Here is a 17,899-nt window from a genome sequence, read left to right as displayed (position 1 = left end):
ATACGCGAAATGTATTAAACAAGATGTTAACGCAGACCGGACTGGGCCGGTCTGCGGCGGGCATTATTTCAGATCGTCAACCATCTGGATAGCGCGACCAATATAGTTTGCAGGCGTCATCTGCTTCAGACGGACTTTTTCCTCTTCCGGCAGCGCCAGGCTGTCGATAAAGGCCTGCATGCCGGCGGCATCGACGCGTTTACCGCGCGTCAGCTCCTTCAGCTTTTCATAAGGCTTCTCAATGCCGTAACGGCGCATTACCGTCTGGATCGGTTCTGCCAGCACTTCCCAGTTGTGATCCAGTTCATCCAGCAGACGATCGCGGTTCACTTCCAGTTTCGAGATGCCTTTCAGCGTCGCCTGATAGGCGATCAGCGCATAACCGACGCCCACACCGAGGTTACGCAGCACGGTGGAGTCGGTCAGATCGCGCTGCCAGCGTGAGACCGGCAGTTTGCTGGCCAGATGCTGCATTACCGCGTTCGCCAGGCCCAGATTGCCTTCGGAGTTTTCGAAGTCAATTGGGTTCACTTTGTGCGGCATGGTCGACGAGCCAATCTCGCCCGCAATGGTCTTCTGTTTGAAATGGTTCAGCGCCACATAACCCCAGATATCGCGATCGAAATCGATCAGGATGGTGTTAAAGCGGGCGATGCAGTCGAACATTTCGGCAATATAGTCGTGCGGCTCAATCTGGGTGGTGTAAGGGTTCCAGGTGATCCCCAGCGAGGTGACGAAGTTCTCGCTCAGCGCATGCCAGTCCACTTCGGGATAGGCGGCAATGTGGGCGTTGTAATTCCCTACAGCGCCGTTGATTTTGCCCAGCACCTCAATCTGTTTCAGCTGACGTAACTGACGCTCCAGACGGTAAGCGACGTTCGCCATCTCTTTACCCATCGTCGACGGTGTAGCCGGCTGGCCGTGGGTGCGGGAGAGCAGCGGAATGTCACGATATTCGCTGGCAAGATCCTTCACAGCGGTAATCAGCTGCTGCCAGTAAGGCAGGATCACGTCACGACGGGCTGTTTCCAGCATCAGGGCGTGCGACAGGTTGTTGATATCTTCAGAAGTACAGGCGAAGTGGATAAATTCAGAAACAGCATGCAGGGCAGGGACGTCGGCAACTTTCTCTTTCAGGAAATACTCAACCGCTTTGACGTCGTGGTTGGTGGTGCGCTCAATGGTTTTGATGCGCGCGGCATCTTCTTCGGAAAAACCAGCGACAATCGCATCAAGGAAAGCGTTTGCGTCGGCATCAAATGCAGGAACTTCCTTGATCTCTGCGGTCGCGGCCAGTTTTTGTAACCAGCGAACTTCAACCTCAACGCGGAATTTCAGCAAACCGAATTCGCTGAAAATCGCACGCAGCGGGCTGACTTTATCGCCGTAACGACCATCGACAGGTGAGACGGCGGTCAGAGAGGATAATTCCATCAGTGCAACTCCTGAATCATTTAGCAGTGTTTTGCCGCACCGACTTAGTAAGTCAGTGGCAGCCGGGATAAGAGGGTTTTCGCTTCACGCAGCAAACGCTGACGCGAGAACATCAGTTGCAGTCGGCCACCACCGACCTGCTGCCACAATACGGCAGCACGGATACCGGCTAACAGGGTGGCGCGCACTTTACTCTGTACCTGCGTATTCTGCAGTACCGCAGGCGAACCGGTGACCTGAATACGCGGGCCAAGCGGGCTGATCACATCCACATAGATGGCAGCCATCGCGCTGAGAATGGTGTCTGATTCCAGTTCATAATGCGCCAGCTGGCGATCCAGCTGAGTGATGCGCTGGGCCAGCGTCGCCATGGCCGTTTTACTGGCGCTGAGCTTGCGCTCCAGCACCATCATGCTCAGGGTGTAACGCGTCAGCTCTGCACCTGCACCCTGACGACTGCTGCTGTTCAGCACCGCCATCAGCGTTTCAAGTCCGAGGCGCAGGTTGGCTTCATTGTTGCCAAACACCGCCAGCGTTGAGCCAGGATTGAGGTCCAGTACGCTGCGCAGCGACACGGTCAGCGCCTCCGGCTGGCAGTGACCCTGCTGAGCCAGCTGCTGCACCAGATGGGCCGACTGACAGATGCCCGCCAGCGCCAGCGTAATTTCCTGATAATTTTTCGCCACGGTTACTCCTGTTTACGCGTCATCAATGCGGGATGAGCCCGCTTACTCCGCCACTAACGGCAGACGCTGTTCGATAATACCGCCACCGAGGCAGACCTCACCAAGGTAAAACACCGCAGACTGACCCGGCGTCACCGCTGCAACCGGCTCGTCGAAACGCACCTCAATCCGATCGTCGCCGTGTGGGATAATCTCACAGGGAATATCGGTCTGACGATAGCGGGTTTTCACGGTGCAGCGAAGCGGGGCAGTAATCGGCTGGCGATCAACCCAGTGCAGCTGCTGCGCAATCAGGCCGACGGACATCAGACGCGGATGATCGCCGCCCTGGGCGACAATCAGGCGGTTACGCGCCACATCTTTGTCGACCACATACCAGGGATCATCTTTGCTCTCTTTCAGGCCGCCAATACCCAGGCCTTTACGCTGTCCCAGAGTATGGTACATCAGCCCCTGATGTTCACCGACGATCTGGCCTTCGGTGGTTTCTATTTCGCCAGGCTGAGCCGGGAGATAGCGCGCCAGGAAGTCGCGGAATTTGCGCTCACCGATAAAGCAGATGCCGGTCGAGTCTTTCTTCTTCGCGGTGATAAGGTCGAGCTGTTCGGCAATGCGGCGCACTTCCGGTTTTTCCAGCTCGCCAACCGGGAACAGACTTTGGGCGATCTGCTGGTGGCTCAGGGTATAGAGGAAGTAGCTCTGATCTTTGTTGCCATCCAGACCGCGTAGCAGCTGGCTCTGGCCAGCCACGTCCTGACGACGCACGTAGTGACCGGTGGCGATAAAATCTGCGCCGAGATCCTCAGCCGCGAACTCCAGGAACGCTTTGAATTTGATCTCTTTGTTGCAGAGGATATCGGGGTTGGGCGTGCGGCCTGCTTTGTACTCTTCGAGGAAATGCTCAAAGACGTTATCCCAGTATTCAGCGGCAAAGTTAACTTTGTGCAGCTTCATACCCAGCTTGTCGCACACCGCTTGCGCATCCGCCAGATCGTCCGCGGCGGTACAATACTCCTCGCCATCGTCCTCCTCCCAGTTCTTCATGAACAGGCCTTCAACCTGGTAACCCTGCTGTTGCAGTAACCAGGCGGAAACGGAAGAATCGACGCCGCCGGACATACCGACGATCACTTTTTTCTGGCTGTTGTCAGACATGACACGCTCGCATTACGATAAAAAAACAGGCGGCGCATTCTATCATGCAGAAGGCAGGCGCGCACCCTCGTGAAACGGCCACCGGAACGGGCTGACCAGATGTAGCGGGTAGCGCGTGCCCTGTTGCCACAGGCGTACGCTTTCCGCGACCAGCGGCGAACGCAGGTTAGAGGCAGTGAGAATCTGCGCTGGCGGCAACCACCAGCAGCAATCGATGTCGCTGTCCTGCGGCTGGGTTGGCGCTTTTTCCGCCAGATCCACGCCAAACAGAAAACGCACAAAAGGCGTACTGTCGGGTGCGATCCACTGGTTTATCGCGATGAAATAGTGCATCGGCGTGGCGATGCCGGTCTCTTCATAGAGTTCGCGCTCTGCGGCTTCCAGCAGAGTTTCATCCGCTTCAAGATGTCCGGCGGGCTGGTTCCAGGTGGGGCGACCGTTAATCGTCTCTTCCACTACCAGTAATTCACCTTCTGCCTGAACCAGACAGGCGACAGTAACATGAGGTTTAAACATCACTTCTCCGCAATTGTTAACCTGAGGTTATAAAAAACCGGTTTTCAGAGAGCACTTTCGCTGAGTTCACGCCACGCGCCCGGAGCCAGATCGTCGAGCGAATAACTCCCCATCGCGTACCGGATCAATCGCAATGTGGGAAAGCCAATGTGGGCGGTCATCCGGCGAACCTGACGATTACGGCCTTCATACAGCGTGATTTTCAGCCACTGCGTCGGGATGTTTTTACGTTCGCGTATAGGTGGCTGACGTGGCCAGAGCCACTCAGGCTCAGCCACTTTTTCTACGCCCGCGGGCAGCGTCAACCCATCTTTCAGATTAACCCCATCCCGTAAAGGCTGCAGATCCGTCTCCTGTGGCTCGCCTTCCACCTGCACATAATAGATCTTACCTGTGCGTTTGCCGGGCTGAGTCAGCGCAGCCTGCAGCGCGCCGTCGTTGGTCAGCACCATCAATCCTTCGCTGTCGCGATCGAGGCGACCTGCGGCATAAACCTCTGCGACGCTGACAAAATCCTTCAGTGTTCGGCGGCCCGCTTCATCGGTGAACTGCGGTAACACGTCGAACGGTTTGTTAAACAGAATCACGCGGCGCGGAGCCGCAGGGCGGGCAGGGGAACGCCGCGCATCACGCATCGGGCGGCTGAATCGTTTATCCTGGTGAATTCGTTGAGAAGTTTTTCGCATGGGCTTTGCAGTCAGAAACATTCGGCGCATTATAACGTGAAATTGCGGTGATTGGCGTGGCGGAAATATTCAAGTAGTATTGACGCGCATCTTACAAATCATTAACAAACGCCCAGGAGAGGTTAATGGAAAGCAAAGTAGTTGTTCCGGCGGAAGGTCAGAAAATCACCCTGAATCAGGGCAAGCTCACAGTGCCAAACAATCCGGTCATTCCTTACATTGAGGGTGACGGTATCGGTGTTGATGTTTCCCCGGTCATGCTGAAAGTCGTCGATGCGGCGGTGAAGAAAGCCTACAACGGCGAGCGTAAGATCTCCTGGATGGAGATTTACACCGGTGAGAAGTCAGTTGAACTCTACGGCCAGGATGTCTGGCTGCCACAGGAAACTCTCGACTTAATTAAAGAATATCGCGTGGCCATTAAAGGCCCACTGACCACCCCGGTCGGCGGCGGTATTCGTTCACTGAACGTGGCCCTGCGTCAGGAGCTTGACCTCTACGTCTGCCTGCGTCCGGTACGTTACTACAAAGGCACGCCAAGCCCGGTTAAACGTCCTGAAGAGACCGACATGGTGATCTTCCGTGAAAACTCCGAAGATATCTATGCCGGTATCGAGTGGAAAGCGGGCTCTGCCGAAGCGGACAAAGTGATCAAGTTCCTGCGCGAAGAGATGGGCGTGAAGAAAATTCGCTTCCCTGAGCAGTGCGGTATCGGCGTTAAGCCGTGTTCAGAAGCGGGCACCAAACGTCTGGTGCGCGCGGCAGTGGAATACACCATCACTAACGATCGTGATTCACTGACCCTGGTCCACAAAGGCAACATCATGAAGTTCACCGAAGGCTCTTTCAAAGACTGGGGATACCAGTTAGTGAAAGAAGAGTTCGGCGGCGAACTGATCGACGGCGGCCCGTGGATGAAATTCAAAAACCCGAACACCGGCAAAGAGATCATCGTTAAAGATGTGATTGCTGATGCGTTCCTGCAACAGATCCTGCTGCGTCCGGCTGAGTATGACGTTATCGCCTGTATGAACCTGAACGGTGACTACATCTCTGACGCTCTGGCAGCGCAGGTTGGCGGTATTGGTATCGCACCAGGCGCCAACATCGGTGACGAGTGTGCGCTGTTCGAAGCGACCCACGGTACAGCACCTAAGTATGCAGGTCAGGATAAAGTGAACCCAGGTTCAATTATTCTGTCCGCAGAAATGATGCTGCGTCACATGGAGTGGTTCGAAGCGGCTGACCTGATTGTTAAAGGTGTTGAAGGCGCTATCGCTAACAAGACCGTGACTTACGATTTCGAACGCCTGATGGATGGCGCTAAACTGCTGAAATGTTCAGAGTTTGGTGACGCGATCATCGAAAATATGTAATCCGCATTACGTAACATACAGCCAACACGAATGTAAAAATCGTGTTGGCTTTTTACTTCCCGCTTTCTTTCCTCAAAATCTCCCCAAAACGGTTTATAAAATCACCTTCACGCAGCAACCACAATCCAGGCTTTGCCGCGATCATCGTTATAGCGATTACTCATCTAAGCGCTTATTGCTTTCGCACCGTGCTGTTTAAGACATTTACTCCGTGAGAGTGCTGCTAAATCATTTCCCGCTGACTGGCATTTTACTCTCTCTGCAAATTGAATTGTCTGATGCCACGGTAAAAGAGTGAGTGAACGCATATCTGTCATCCACCCTGTCACGCCTGATTTGTTAAACGACCCTCTGTTAATCTCTTTCAGTACCAGTTAAGCGCCCGGCATTAAATGTGTCGGGCCACGTTATTTGCTCCTTACAGCTGATCCATTTTTGTAACCTGTACCACAAAAAAATAGAGTTACGCATGATCCGGTTGCCGCAGACGTGTACGCTTCTGCCGATACAGAGGGAGAGCATTATGGATGATGAAGCGGTAAGTGATGCCATTGCGGCATGTCGCCTGCTATTTGGACAGGCGGTGATGGAAATCGTGGCTGAAAATAAGCCGGTGACTGGTGAAGCCATTTCTGAAAAAATTCATCAAATGTTTACCGGAATCAACCCGGAACCCGTGATGAAGCTGGCTATCAGCCTGCTGACAACCCGCGGCGACTGACCGATCCCGGTCATCAAGCCAGAGACCTCAGGCCGCCATGGGCGTAATGCCAGTCAGTTAAGCGACAGGTGATAACGCAGTCTGGTGCCGCTCAGGGGCTGGCGGTCCTCGCGCCGCTGCGCGGTTCCTTCACTTCATTCGCCTGCCTGACGGACCGCCGGGGATGGCACATCCTGTGCCGCCCCGCCTTTCGCCCGCGTCCTGCGGGCTCTCCTGGCAGACTCATTCTGTTCAGCGCTGCGGATTGCCTGCCCCTGAGCGACCCCGGCCTGCGCTGGCCCGCACTGCGGCTCGCTCGCCCGGAAAAAAGCTGGCACGTTTGACCGTGACAGCCTTTACAAATCTAATCTTAACTGACCAGTATTACGCCATGGGCGGCCTTTTCCTTCCTATACGCTGGCCCGGCATGGCCGACGCCGTAAAAATAATAATCCGGTTAATAATTCAGGCCTGTCTCTGGCCTGTCGTGCTGGCCTCATATTTTAACAATATCGCAACTATGGAACCAATCTGACACTGCGCTGACTAATTTGCTGACTATACCGTTACGTTACCGTTTTCAGAACGTTAACCGGGCGAGTCTTACTTTTATTCAGCCAGAACGGCGTAGCCTTTGCGCAGAGGATGTCAGACATGCGGTTTTTAATTATTTGTCGGGATAATATTGGCGACACCTTACTGACCACGCCGCTGATCAGTGCGCTGGCGCAGTCGGGGCAGCATCAGGTCGACGTGCTGACTAACAATTACGCTGCGCCAGTGTTGCAGCATAATCCCGATATCCGGCAGCTCTTCTATTACACTAAACTGCATCACCGTGAGGCAGGGCAGGGACGACTGGCCTGTCTCTTACAGCGACTGAAGCTGATGCTGACCCTGAAAAAACAGCGTTACGATGTGGTGATTCTGGCAAAAAGCCGCTGGGATCAGCATGGCCTGAAGTGGGTTAAAACAGTGCGTCCTGCCAGAGTGATCGCCCTGGGCCATCCCCATCCGCTGATTACCGATCTGCTGCCGCAACCCAGCCAGTCGCCGTGTCATATCAGCGAAACCCTGTTTAGCCTGGGGCGGCCTTTCAATCTCAGCGCCACAGCGCCAGGCAAACTGACGCTGCTGCCGGATGCGGCAATCGCGGCCAGCCTGCGTGACAGCTGTGCGATTGATCCCGCTGTTCCGGTCTATGCATTGCAAATCAGCGCCCGCAAGCCGAGCCAGCAGTGGGAAGCCGCGCGGTTTGCCGGGCTGGCTGAAAAAATCGCGGCGCGTCATCCCTGCCAGATAATGCTGCTCTGGTCACCCGGTAGCCGTGATAATCCGCGTCATCCGGGAGATGATGAAAAAGCGCGTGAAATTATGGCGCTCTGCCCGCATCTGCCGATCAAGGCGGTGGCAACCACCAGCCTGCCGCAGTTAATTGCAGCAATGTCGTTGTGTCAGGGGCTGGTGAGCAGTGATGGCGGGGCAATGCACATTGGTGCGGCGCTGGGATTGCCGGTCGTCGCGCTGTTTGGCGACAGCGATCCGGCATGCTGGCACCCGTGGCAGGTTAACTATCAGGTGCTGCAACCGGCGTCACGTGAGGTCAATGCGCTGAGCAGCAGCGAGGTCTATGACGCGTTCGCCCATACCATTACTCAGTAAGCCTCTTCAGGCCAGCGTCCCAGTCTGGCCGCTTCATACAGCATGGCGACCGTCAGTGGACGATAAGGCTGTGCTGTGCCCGCAGTAAACCAGTTTGCCACTGCAAAACGCCGTCGGCGCGGCTCCGGAAAATAGCGGGCGTCATCATACTGTTCTGAACAGACGCCGAAAGTGATAAAAAAATCACTCATCAGAATGGCGAAATCCACCTCACTCAGCGGTAACTGCTGCAGATGAAATCCCGCCCGATCCACTTTACGGAACCAGCCCAGTGCGGTTGGCTGATTGTGGTGCTCAATCAGCGCAATGATGGATTGAGAAAGGTCGTTCATTACCCCACCAGTTTCGCCACGGCCTGCCCGACCTCATCGGCCTTGATCGTTGCCATCGGATGCTGTGAGGCGGTTTTATCCGGGCGGTGAATAATGATGTGCCGATCGCTGTCCTGGCAGGGACCGGTATAACGCGGATTGGCGGTCGAGAACAGGCTGACCGTCGGCGTTTGCGCGGCCACGGCGATGTGCAGTGGACCGGTGTCCCCGGTAACCAGCACATCCAGCGTGCGAATCAGGCTAATCAGGCCGCTGAGATTCGTTTTACCCGCCATCGGGGTCACACGCTGACGGTAGTGCAGGGGCAAACTTTCAATAAATTCCTGCTCAAGAGGCTGCTCAGCGGCGGTGCCGGTAACGATAATTTCCGTGTCAGGCCAGCGTTCAAGCAAGGCTGTCGCCAGCTGGCTGAAGGAGGCCAGCGGCCAGCGGCGAATATCTTTTGATGCCCCTAACTGAAAACCGATACGGCGATGGTCAGCCTTTGCAGTCGGACTGTTGTTCAGTGCCGGAAGGTGCATCCGGGTTTGCTCTGTCTCTGCGCCCAGGACTTCAATCAGTTTCAGCTTACGCTTGATGGTATGGTCGTCAAAATAGCCTGAATAGTGATCGAGATATTTATTTAGCAGAGGCGACTCTCGGCCGTAATGATCGCGCACAATCACCTTACTGCCGGTCAGTACCGAGCTCATAATATCGTAGGGGAAATGGGCGTGTAATATTACTGACAGGTCAGGTTTCTGACGGCGCAGTTTGAAAAAAAGCGGCAGGAAATTCGCCAGTTTGTTATCCCAGATATAGATCTTATCAAACCAGTTATAACGGCTGACGAGATCCTTATTTTTCTTGCTGGAAACCAGAATAAACTTGCTGGCGGGAAAGCGATTTTTCAGGCTCCAGATAGCCGGCGTATTCATCAGAAAGTCGCCCAGTGCCGTGGTGGAGTAAATCACCACTGTTTGTGGGGCCAGGTCGTGCAAGGCCTGTGGTTTTGTTCTGCTGGAAAATCGAGAATAGAGCGTTAAAAGTCGGTCTATCAGATAAATCTTTTTTTTCTTCACGTCTGAATTCTCTTAAACGTATCAATAATATTTAACAAAAGGTGTTGTGAGTTATTAGAGAATATTTCTGCGACTAAAGTTCATTATTAAGGTTTATTTTTTCGCTGCCGTAGAAATTTCGTTTAAATTGTTTCCACAATTTTAATGTTGTTTATTCTGGGTATATATACAGAATTGTGTAAAAGAAGTAAGAGATTATTAAAAAGAGATGGGATGATTCTTATAAAAAGGAAAGTATGGAAAATACTCTGATTTCGGCCATAACTAATAGCAGGTTAATTATTAGCGGAATTATTCTATGACTTCTATCTATTAAAAAACATGCGATAAAACAAACCCCGGCACGTGTGCCGGGGCAGGGTATTACGACTGTGGCTGACCCACCGGGCCTGAACCCAGCGTACCGCCCGGTGACGACTGACCGCTTGGTGCATGAGGGCGGCCATCATCTTTAATTGCGTCGCTCTTCTGCGAGCAGCCCGCCAGAGAGGTTAAGGTCGCTGCAACCAGCAGCAGGGCAGGAATTGTTTTCATAAGGTCACCTTGATGTTGTCAGAAAGAGACGAAACCAGACTAAGCATAGATACTTACCGCATTCTGGCCTGAAAAGGCTTATCTTTCAGATGTTTCTCAGCCGGCGGAGAGAGTCCAGGCAAAAAAAAACGGAAGCCAGTGGCTCCCGTTCTGTTGACGTTCAGCGCGATTACTTGCGGCCCAGCAGGAAGCCGATAAATACGCCAACGCCTGCAGCAACGGCCAGACCTGCAACAGGATTGGATTGAACCTGATCCTTGATACAGTCAGCAGCATCGCGGGCAGCATAGCTTGCCTGGTTGGTGTAACGGCGTGCTGCGCCTTTAGCCTGATGCTCAGATGAACCAGTTGCTGCACCCCATTGTTCCTGAACTGCGCCAGCGGCTTCTTTTACTTTATCTTCGATTTTTCCTGACATTTATTGCTCCTTGGTTTTGAGTGAGACCCTCAAAGCGTAGCAAAGATAGTGAATTCTGCTCCTCCAGCGGAGGAAAATGGGCTAAAAAATCATTTCTGGCTGTTAATGGCGCTGCGTTTGCGGGTAAGGGATTTACTGTCTAGCCTTTGGAAAGAGAGGCGCACTCAGGCGCTGCCACAGCCATAGCCAAAGCTACAGCCGGAGGATAAGCAATGAAACGTGATGCACTGAATGATGACGACTATGACGAAGTCTGCCGGGTCATTGGCGATGCGGTCATTGTGCTGTCGGAGCGCGGCCATGACACCCGCCGTGGCGAAATCTACGACCTGCTTAAACGTATACGTCAGCAGCGGGCCCACAGTGAACGGGATGAGCAGCGGATGCTGGATCATGCTATCCGGCTGATTAAGCCTGAGGTTTAGCATAGTGCGGAAACGCTGCGCTACTGCAGCAGCACGCCCTGAATCAGACTGGCCTCAACAATCGTAACCTCATTAATTTTCAGCGCCTGCATATAACCTTCAACCAGTAAGAGATTGCTGACATCAGTGGCCCGGTAGTCGCCCGGGAGTTCACTGTCGCCTTTCCAGACCTGCTGCTGCGACAGCTGACTTAATGTCGTCAGGCTGTAACGATGGGGTTTGCCCGGTAACTGATTGCGGATTGAAAAACCATGGACGCCGCCGATGCCAATGACCCGACGGCTCGCCAGATCCTGTTTAATCTGCGGACTGACCTCATTAGCGGCATAAAATTGCACAAAGCGCAGCACCGACTGCCGCCAGGAGCCAATCGGATTAGGGGATTTGGCCTCCGGGCTGTTCTTCAGCACCGTCAGAATAAAGTTTTTCAGCGTCACCGAGGCCAGTTTGCCCTGATAGATATCCGCAACCGGCTGACCCGCCTGCTGTCGCCAGGCAGTCATCTGCATCGATCCCCCACCAATATCCCAGACCAGCAGTTGCTCATCACGGATCGCCGGATCGTTAAGCGCGGCTTTAGCAGAGAGGAAACCGAGTTTCGCTTCCTGCTGCTGCGAGATGATGCTGATTTGCGCACCGGTCTGGCGCTGCAACTGATCGATGACCGCCTGTCCGTTGCTGGCGTTGCGGAACACCGCAGTGGCAACGCCGCTGATCCGCTGTGGATGAAAGCGCCGTGCCTGCGTTAAAAGCTGCTGCAGGGCGGCGGCACCTTCATGAGTCATCGCCGGGCTGAGCTGATTATCTGTTGAATGCGCTAAGGCCTCGTTCCAGGCCACGGCGCGCTGATCCTGATACAGCATCTTTTCGATGCGCAGCTGGCAGGCATTGACACGGGCTACCGCAATTTTGGTGGTGCCGGAACCGATATCCAGACCGGCGCGAATTTGCTGGCAGCGATCGGCCTGGGCAGCAGCGGCAAAAAACAGTGAGCAGAACAGCGTGACAGCAGACAGCGCAGCAGAACGCATAGCGACTCCGGGGGCAATGAAGATCAGAGTGAACGGGCGGCGACGCAGGCCGGATAGACGCTCACCAGGAAGTGACGCAGATGATCAAAACACCATTCGGCGTCATCCGCCTGTGGGCAATAGAACTGAATAGTGATCTTTTCATAATCGCGCTGACGCTGGCGCAACGGCGACCAGCTCCAGTCGAGTACCGAACGGGCATAATTGACCAGCGTCTCCGCGGGCATCTGATGTTGCTGCTCCTGCCCGGTCAGGTAGCGATAAAAGTTCGCTTCCAGCTGCAGCGTCTCCTCAAAGCCGTGTTGCGGCAGGTCGGGACGAAAAGCCACATCGATAAAGCCACAGACCGCATCTGCCTGCTGCTGCCAGTCGCAGGCCAAGGTCATAAACAGCCCCTCCTGCAGATTGATCTCCTCGACCAGCCGCCGCAGATTCACTGAATGTTTCAGCACCGCGATCTCCTCAAGACGACCGGTTTCCAGCGTCAGATCAAAGCCACAGGGATTCACGGAGCCATCCGCATTGCGGGTGGCGGGGAAGGGGAAGTCGATATAACCGTTGTTATCCAGACGCTTTTCCATCGGGGAGACCTGCTGCTTGACGTTTCCTGACAATAAACCATCTGGCAGCAGGATTCATCCCTTATGGACAGGTCCAGGTGATTTGGGTGTCCTGGTAAGGGTTGATCAGGCGGAACTGCTTATCTGACAGGCGCTGCGCGTAATAGCCCTCAGGCGTGACGGCGGAGGGAACATATTTAAAGCGATCCAGCGACTGCAGCGGGCCACTCTTAACGCTGACCTTATCCCGGGTCACGGTGAAGCTATTAACCAGATCAAAAATCACGCCCTGGGTATGCCCCATCGACTGACCATAAATTGTCGAGACCTCACCCGGACATTCCACCCCTTTCGGGCCAGATGAACATCCAGTCACCATCGCGATGAGGATAAAAATGCTGAGACGCATCATGATTTTCTACCTGCTTCAATCCCTGGGAGTTTCGTGGCGCAGAGTCTATCCTGCTGCGTCACTGATTACTTAATCATAGCAGTTTACGCTGCGCTTCCTGTTTGTGATTTGTTTAATCGTTAAGCAACAGGAATGTAAAAGGGTGACTTTGCTTATCAATAAACGTTATTCTTGGCTCCTTTGCGCACCACTTAGGCAAATTCAGGGATAAATGATGAACGAAGAAGAAGCAAGTCTAATGATTATTCGCCATGCGATTGACCAGTTAGAAGCCGATAAGAAGCAACAGGTGATCGCTTGTTCAGCGGATATACGTGCAGCAATGCAGGCTTATGATAGCGAGAATGCCGGGCTGGCACTGATGTTAGTGGCCGCCGAGGTAGCAGCCGAATAATCATATCCGGTCAGTGTGGCAGCCTGTTACGCTGGCCGGATTACTTTATTTTTTCTCAACTTTCAGATTTCTTCGCACGCCGATTCTATCTTTCAATGGTCTTGCTGCGGGTTGCCCCGCGTCCCTTCTCCGTCCTGTGATGTGTTAAGCTAAAAAACCTCAATAAAATCAGCGGAGACACAGCATGAAGGCAGCGTTAATTGCCCTGGGCCTGCTGGCCTGTCACATCGCACCCGCCTGGAGCGAGACGGAATTTCAGCTTAACTGTCCCGGCCGGACAACCATGACCGTTTCGCGTGCCGAATATGGGTTAACCACGTTAATGTGGCCGCCGGGGCATTTCCAGATTGCCGCCGGTCAGCAGCGTACCCGTTTAGAGGCGGGTGATAAGGTGGCGATTACCCGCTTTCGCAATGGCGATCAGCTGATTGTGAACCAGCGCAACCAGGCGACCTTTTTTGTCTACCGCGACAGCGATAAACTGCTGCCCTGCAGCCGCAGCGAAAAACGCGATGTTGATGCGTTGAGCCTGGAGCGCTACGACGATCGTCAGCACTCCGATACTTAACCCACGGAGCCACTATGCAACCCGAGATTACCGATAAGGTCACAACGCAGGATCTGGATGAAGTCAGGCTGGGTCTGACTGCGTTCAACAGCAAATATATTAATATTGATGAGATCAGATCGATCGGCGTGTTTATTCGTGATGACCAGGGCAGAAAGCTGGCCGGACTGACCGGATCAACCGCCGGAAACTGGCTGCGGATTGATATGCTGTGGGTGAGTGAGGCGCTACGCGGGCAGGGGGCGGGCAGTAAGCTGATGCAGGCGGCAGAGCAGGAGGCGCGGGATCGCGGCTGCCGCTTTGCCCAGGTGGATACCGCCAGTTTTCAGGCGCGACCATTTTATGAAAAGCTCGGCTATACGCTGCGCTTTAGCCTGGATAACTATCCGCGGCATCATCAGCGCCACTATCTGACGAAAGCCCTGTAATCAGAATAATGGTTGCTGACGCAAATCCAGCGGATGCTGTTCTGCTTCATCAATCGCGGCCAGCCAGCTCTGCAGCGTAACTTTTTTCCAGGAGAGATGCCCGCGCGTGGTACTCATCAGCACCACGTCGGGACGCAGGGAGCGGTAAAACTCCAGCGTCTGGCTCAGCTCAGCCGGATTACTGTCCGGCACCAGCACCGTGATCCAGCGGTCATGCGAACGCGTCACGGTATCGCCAACAAACAGATAGGTCAGCCCCAGCGGCGAGGTGTAGAGATAGCTGCAACTGCCCGGTGTGTGTCCTGGCGTTGGCAGCAGATGGAAATCCCCGAAGTGCGTCTCCTGCTGCGAAAAGGTGTCATCAGGCTCAGCAAAACGGCTGATGGGGCCCAGCGATCGGCTATGGCAGTAAAGTGCGCTGCTGAAGCGCTGCTGGATCAGCGCCGCACCGGGCGCGGATTCATGCCAGTGGGTGAGGTAGTGGCGGATCACGCCGCCGGTATCGGCCATGACTTCATGATCGAGCGGATTTTCTACGCGGCCAATCAACAGATTGCCGCGAGGGTGACGCAGCATAAAGCCATGCATCATCAGGTCATTAACGGCATCTTCCACCGGAAATTCCGGGGTTGAGATCCACAAATCGTCATACAACGGCTTCAATGTCGATCTCCTGAAACAAACGCTATTCCCGCAGGACGGGATGCCCGGTCGCCTGCAAACGGGCGTGGCCCTGGCTGACCGCTAATCGTGCGCTGGCACCCAAAGGCAGTGTTACGGTGTCAGCGGCATGACCAAAATCTAATCCACAAATCAGCGGCAGACCGGTGGTGTCACGCAGTCGCTGCCAGACGGTACTGAAGTCAAACCCGTTGTCATATTCTGTCAGGGCTGTACTGGTGAAGCTGCCGGTAACGATCGCCCGCTGTCGCGCCAGAATGCCGCTCTGCTGCAGCTGAATCAGCATGCGTTCAATGCGGAACGGATGCTCATTCACATCCTCAATCACCAGAATGCCGTTCTCAAACTGCGGCATCCACGGCGTGCCAATCAGTGAGCAGATCATCGCCAGATTCCCGCCCCACAGCGTACCCTGCCATTCACCCTCGTCAGGCGTTTCGCTTTGCCATGTCACCTCTACTGTAGGTGAAGTCAGTGCCTGCCAGAAGTGGTGAAGGGTAAATTCAGATAAGGTCGCGGCGCCGAAGTTACCGGCCAGCATCGGTGCGCTGAAGGTAATCAGGCCGACCTGCGACAGCAGCGCCAGCTGAATCGCGGTGAAGTCGCTGTGGCCGCACAGCGCCAGCGGCTGATTCAGCAGACGGCGTTGCAGGCCGATGTAGTCGATGGAATCCAGTAACCGGCTGGCACCATAACCGCCTCGCACCGCCAGCACCACATCGGGCAGCGTGCTGAGACTGGCAAGCTGGTTGATATCCGCCAGGCGCTCCGCGTCCGTACCGGCGAAGCGCTGAAAACGGCGGGTGATCACCTGCTCGTTCTCTACCTGATGGCCGGCCGCACGCAGTCGTGCAATGCCCTGCAGCGCCGCAGACTGATTGTGACAGTAACCGGAGGGGGAGATAAGACGAACTGAACGTGAAATCATCATACTTTCCTGCTGTTAGCGCCTGACTGACGGCGATGATGGCGAAAAGCGCCGCTGAAGTCACGGTACGCGCCGCATTTTCATGCATTTAGGATAAACGGTAATTTTGCTCTCAGGCTGCCTGGGTATGATAGCATTCGCCACAACAGCTACGAGATGAAAAATTGCTGAAAATCCGACACCTTATACTCTCAGCGTTACTCCTGACCGGCTGTGCCAGCGAGCCACCGCACCATGCCGTTAAGCAGCGCAACACGCCATTAACTCAGGCACCGCCGTCCAGCGTCAATGGCACCTGGGCGATGTTTACCGAAGATGCCGCCAGTCATTATGGCGTTGATGAGAAGTTGATCAGCGCCATTATCAGTGTCGAGTCGGGTGGAAATCCGGGCGTGGTGAGCCGTTCAAATGCGGTGGGGCTGATGCAGATTAAAGCTTCGACCGCCGGGCGCGAAGTCTATCGCACGCTGGGCCGTCGTGGTCAGCCGTCGAATGCCGAGTTGCGCGATCCGGCCAAAAATATTGATATCGGCACCGCCTATATCCGCATTCTGCAGAACTCCGCGCTGTCGGGCATCCGCGATCCGCTGACCCTGCGCTATGCCACCATCGTCTCTTATGCCAACGGCGCAGGGGCGTTACTGCGGACTTTCTCCAGCGATCGCGATCGGGCCATTGCGATGATCAATGCGATGTCACCGGATGAGTTCTATCAGCATGTGCAGAACAAGCATCCGGCGGCGCAGGCCCCGCGCTATCTGTGGAAAGTCACCACGGCTTACCGCACTATCTGACCGGTTGTGATGAATCCTGCGGCGTGAGCAGTAGCCGCGCCGTGGGATAGTCGATGATCAGCACCTTGATGTAGCCGCCCAGCAGCGCACCGCGAATCGCCTGGGCTTTCTCTCTTCCGCCTGCCAGCCCGACCACCTGTGGACACTGTTTTACCTGTGCCAGCTCCATACCAATCACCGGATCTTCTTCTGCTTTCAGCACCGGCTGTCCGCAGGCGTCGAAATAGTGCAGACAGATATCGCCTACCGCACCGCGCGCCGCCAGCGTTTGCAGCATCCTGCCATCGTAGTAGTTGCCCGAATTACGTAACAGCGCCGACGGCTCCAGATCGCCAATGCCGACAATCGCCAGGTCGACCTGCTCAAATTTACTCAGCACCTCAGCGACCTCCGCGTTGGCAGAGAGCCGCTGGCGATCGCTGACCGAATGCTCAATCGACTGCGACGGCAGCAGCCAGGCGGGGCAGTTCAGCAGCGCCGCCAGATTTTGCGTCAGAATCGTGGCCTGCACATTGCCGTTAGCCCCGACGCCACCCAGCAGCTGGATCACCCCTTTGCAGGCGCTGTTGAGCGGATGCAGCGCATCAACCATCGCCCGGATCGTGCCGCTCCATGACGAAATACCAATCAGCTCATCGTTTCGCAGTCGGGTCTCCAGATAGTGAGCGGCCGCCGATCCAATCGCCTGCTTAATCTGCAGCGACGACGCCTGGTCCGGCACATCCACCACAATCGCCTGCGGCAGGTTATAGGTCTGCTCAATGGCCTTTTCCAGCTCAGGGTAGATGTTGGCTGGTGGCACCACGCTGATCTTGACCACACCTTCTTTCACGCTGCGATTAAGAATGCGTGAGACAAACGACTGCGATAAGGTCAGCGACTGCGCAATCTCTGACTGCTTCAACCCTTCGACATAGTAAAGGGTGGCAATCTTCACCATCAGTCGCTGTTCATCCTGTTTTGCCATCGGTTTTTCCCTCTCTGATTCTGCCCGGTATTGTTAACCAGGATGATCAAAATCACAACGCAGGCTAATTTGTGATCGTTTTCGCTTTTTGACGATCGCGCATTGGACGGCACGTCAGCGCGGGCGCATAGTCATTATGCATATAAAATCG

General features: G+C 54.7%; 23 protein-coding genes. 8 read left to right on the top strand and 15 right to left on the bottom strand.

Features of this window, described 5'->3' with window-relative positions:
• Positions 1–63 precede the first annotated feature (63 nt).
• The 5 genes from purB to rluE are packed head-to-tail and all read right to left on the bottom strand — an operon-like array spanning position 64 to position 4,498.
• Complete coding sequence (gene purB / locus ACK13D_RS04165; protein ID WP_010246268.1) at positions 64–1,434, bottom strand: adenylosuccinate lyase; 1,371 nt, start codon at positions 1,432–1,434, stop codon at positions 64–66.
• Positions 1,435–1,478: 44 nt separating this feature from the next.
• Positions 1,479–2,120 (bottom strand): high frequency lysogenization protein HflD, encoded by a 642-nt coding sequence (gene hflD / locus ACK13D_RS04160; RefSeq protein ID WP_010246266.1) that lies wholly within the window; start codon positions 2,118–2,120, stop codon positions 1,479–1,481.
• A gap of 42 nt (positions 2,121–2,162) precedes the next feature.
• Complete coding sequence (gene mnmA / locus ACK13D_RS04155) at positions 2,163–3,275, bottom strand: tRNA 2-thiouridine(34) synthase MnmA (protein WP_010669869.1); 1,113 nt, start codon at positions 3,273–3,275, stop codon at positions 2,163–2,165.
• A gap of 42 nt (positions 3,276–3,317) precedes the next feature.
• Entirely contained in the window at positions 3,318–3,791 is a 474-nt protein-coding gene (locus tag ACK13D_RS04150; protein WP_010246262.1) for an NUDIX domain-containing protein, read from the bottom strand.
• A 44-nt stretch (positions 3,792–3,835) separates the two neighbouring features.
• Positions 3,836–4,498, bottom strand: coding sequence for a 23S rRNA pseudouridine(2457) synthase RluE (rluE, locus tag ACK13D_RS04145; protein ID WP_029519000.1), 663 nt, complete (start codon positions 4,496–4,498; stop codon positions 3,836–3,838).
• 104 nt (positions 4,499–4,602) lie between these two features.
• Between rluE and icd the strand changes: the two genes are divergently transcribed.
• The 3 genes from icd to ACK13D_RS04130 all read left to right on the top strand — a co-directional run bounded on the left by icd (position 4,603) and on the right by ACK13D_RS04130 (position 8,215).
• Positions 4,603–5,853: an NADP-dependent isocitrate dehydrogenase gene (icd, locus tag ACK13D_RS04140; RefSeq protein ID WP_010246256.1), complete on the top strand. Its 1,251-nt coding sequence runs from the start codon at positions 4,603–4,605 to the stop codon at positions 5,851–5,853.
• A 523-nt stretch (positions 5,854–6,376) separates the two neighbouring features.
• Positions 6,377–6,574 (top strand): hypothetical protein, encoded by a 198-nt coding sequence (locus ACK13D_RS04135; protein WP_236351820.1) that lies wholly within the window; start codon positions 6,377–6,379, stop codon positions 6,572–6,574.
• Positions 6,575–7,207: 633 nt separating this feature from the next.
• Positions 7,208–8,215, top strand: a complete 1,008-nt coding sequence (locus tag ACK13D_RS04130; RefSeq protein ID WP_124889860.1) for a glycosyltransferase family 9 protein — start codon at positions 7,208–7,210, stop codon at positions 8,213–8,215.
• Here the strand turns inward: ACK13D_RS04130 and ACK13D_RS04125 are convergent.
• From ACK13D_RS04125 to ACK13D_RS04110, 4 genes are all read right to left on the bottom strand, one after another.
• Positions 8,209–8,547 carry a DUF1493 family protein gene (locus ACK13D_RS04125; RefSeq protein ID WP_061704069.1) on the bottom strand — a complete coding sequence of 113 codons (339 nt, stop codon included), beginning with the start codon at positions 8,545–8,547 and terminating at the stop codon, positions 8,209–8,211. The genes ACK13D_RS04130 and ACK13D_RS04125 overlap by 7 nt on opposite strands.
• Positions 8,547–9,608, bottom strand: coding sequence for a glycosyltransferase family 9 protein (locus ACK13D_RS04120; protein ID WP_010246242.1), 1,062 nt, complete (start codon positions 9,606–9,608; stop codon positions 8,547–8,549). The genes ACK13D_RS04125 and ACK13D_RS04120 overlap by 1 nt, the downstream gene beginning before the upstream one ends.
• A 363-nt stretch (positions 9,609–9,971) precedes the next feature.
• Positions 9,972–10,142, bottom strand: a complete 171-nt coding sequence (locus ACK13D_RS04115; protein WP_010246238.1) for a hypothetical protein — start codon at positions 10,140–10,142, stop codon at positions 9,972–9,974.
• 169 nt (positions 10,143–10,311) lie between these two features.
• Complete coding sequence (locus ACK13D_RS04110) at positions 10,312–10,560, bottom strand: DUF883 family protein (RefSeq protein WP_010246235.1); 249 nt, start codon at positions 10,558–10,560, stop codon at positions 10,312–10,314.
• Between the two features lie 212 nt (positions 10,561–10,772).
• Here ACK13D_RS04110 and ACK13D_RS04105 point away from each other — a divergent pair, with 212 nt between their 5' ends.
• Complete coding sequence (locus ACK13D_RS04105) at positions 10,773–10,985, top strand: DUF2767 family protein (RefSeq protein WP_010246232.1); 213 nt, start codon at positions 10,773–10,775, stop codon at positions 10,983–10,985.
• A 20-nt stretch (positions 10,986–11,005) separates the two neighbouring features.
• Here the strand turns inward: ACK13D_RS04105 and ACK13D_RS04100 are convergent, their stop codons facing one another.
• The 3 genes from ACK13D_RS04100 to ACK13D_RS04090 all read right to left on the bottom strand — a co-directional run bounded on the left by ACK13D_RS04100 (position 11,006) and on the right by ACK13D_RS04090 (position 12,988).
• Positions 11,006–12,016: a Ppx/GppA phosphatase family protein gene (locus ACK13D_RS04100; protein WP_236351819.1), complete on the bottom strand. Its 1,011-nt coding sequence runs from the start codon at positions 12,014–12,016 to the stop codon at positions 11,006–11,008.
• Between the two features lie 23 nt (positions 12,017–12,039).
• Positions 12,040–12,597, bottom strand: a complete 558-nt coding sequence (locus ACK13D_RS04095) for a hypothetical protein (protein ID WP_236352278.1) — start codon at positions 12,595–12,597, stop codon at positions 12,040–12,042.
• Positions 12,598–12,658: 61 nt separating this feature from the next.
• Positions 12,659–12,988, bottom strand: a complete 330-nt coding sequence (locus tag ACK13D_RS04090; RefSeq protein WP_010246223.1) for a hypothetical protein — start codon at positions 12,986–12,988, stop codon at positions 12,659–12,661.
• Positions 12,989–13,202: 214 nt separating this feature from the next.
• On the opposite strand from ACK13D_RS04090, the gene ACK13D_RS04085 reads away from it, so the two are divergent.
• The 3 genes from ACK13D_RS04085 to ACK13D_RS04075 all read left to right on the top strand — a co-directional run bounded on the left by ACK13D_RS04085 (position 13,203) and on the right by ACK13D_RS04075 (position 14,378).
• Complete coding sequence (locus tag ACK13D_RS04085; protein WP_010246220.1) at positions 13,203–13,382, top strand: hypothetical protein; 180 nt, start codon at positions 13,203–13,205, stop codon at positions 13,380–13,382.
• 184 nt (positions 13,383–13,566) lie between these two features.
• Positions 13,567–13,950, top strand: coding sequence for a hypothetical protein (locus ACK13D_RS04080; protein ID WP_033757330.1), 384 nt, complete (start codon positions 13,567–13,569; stop codon positions 13,948–13,950).
• Between the two features lie 14 nt (positions 13,951–13,964).
• Positions 13,965–14,378, top strand: coding sequence for a GNAT family N-acetyltransferase (locus ACK13D_RS04075; RefSeq protein ID WP_010669877.1), 414 nt, complete (start codon positions 13,965–13,967; stop codon positions 14,376–14,378).
• Here the strand turns inward: ACK13D_RS04075 and ACK13D_RS04070 are convergent, their stop codons facing one another.
• Together ACK13D_RS04070 and ldcA are read right to left on the bottom strand one after the other, a co-directional pair.
• A complete protein-coding gene (locus tag ACK13D_RS04070) occupies positions 14,379–15,041 on the bottom strand; it encodes an MBL fold metallo-hydrolase (RefSeq protein WP_010246210.1) in 663 nt (220 codons plus the stop codon).
• Positions 15,042–15,063: 22 nt separating this feature from the next.
• Positions 15,064–15,987: a muramoyltetrapeptide carboxypeptidase gene (gene ldcA, locus ACK13D_RS04065; protein WP_236352277.1), complete on the bottom strand. Its 924-nt coding sequence runs from the start codon at positions 15,985–15,987 to the stop codon at positions 15,064–15,066.
• A gap of 164 nt (positions 15,988–16,151) precedes the next feature.
• Between ldcA and emtA the strand changes: the two genes are divergently transcribed.
• Positions 16,152–16,781, top strand: a complete 630-nt coding sequence (emtA, locus tag ACK13D_RS04060) for a membrane-bound lytic murein transglycosylase EmtA (RefSeq protein ID WP_010246204.1) — start codon at positions 16,152–16,154, stop codon at positions 16,779–16,781.
• Here the strand turns inward: emtA and ACK13D_RS04055 are convergent.
• Positions 16,774–17,748 (bottom strand): sugar-binding transcriptional regulator, encoded by a 975-nt coding sequence (locus ACK13D_RS04055; protein WP_236351818.1) that lies wholly within the window; start codon positions 17,746–17,748, stop codon positions 16,774–16,776. The genes emtA and ACK13D_RS04055 overlap by 8 nt on opposite strands.
• Positions 17,749–17,899: the final 151 nt, after the last annotated feature.

It is taken from the genome of Pantoea sp. K16, assembly GCF_048452805.1.
GTDB classification, from domain to species: Bacteria; Pseudomonadota; Gammaproteobacteria; order Enterobacterales; family Enterobacteriaceae; genus Pantoea; species Pantoea agglomerans.
This window is presented reverse-complemented; position numbering and strand designations above follow the sequence as displayed.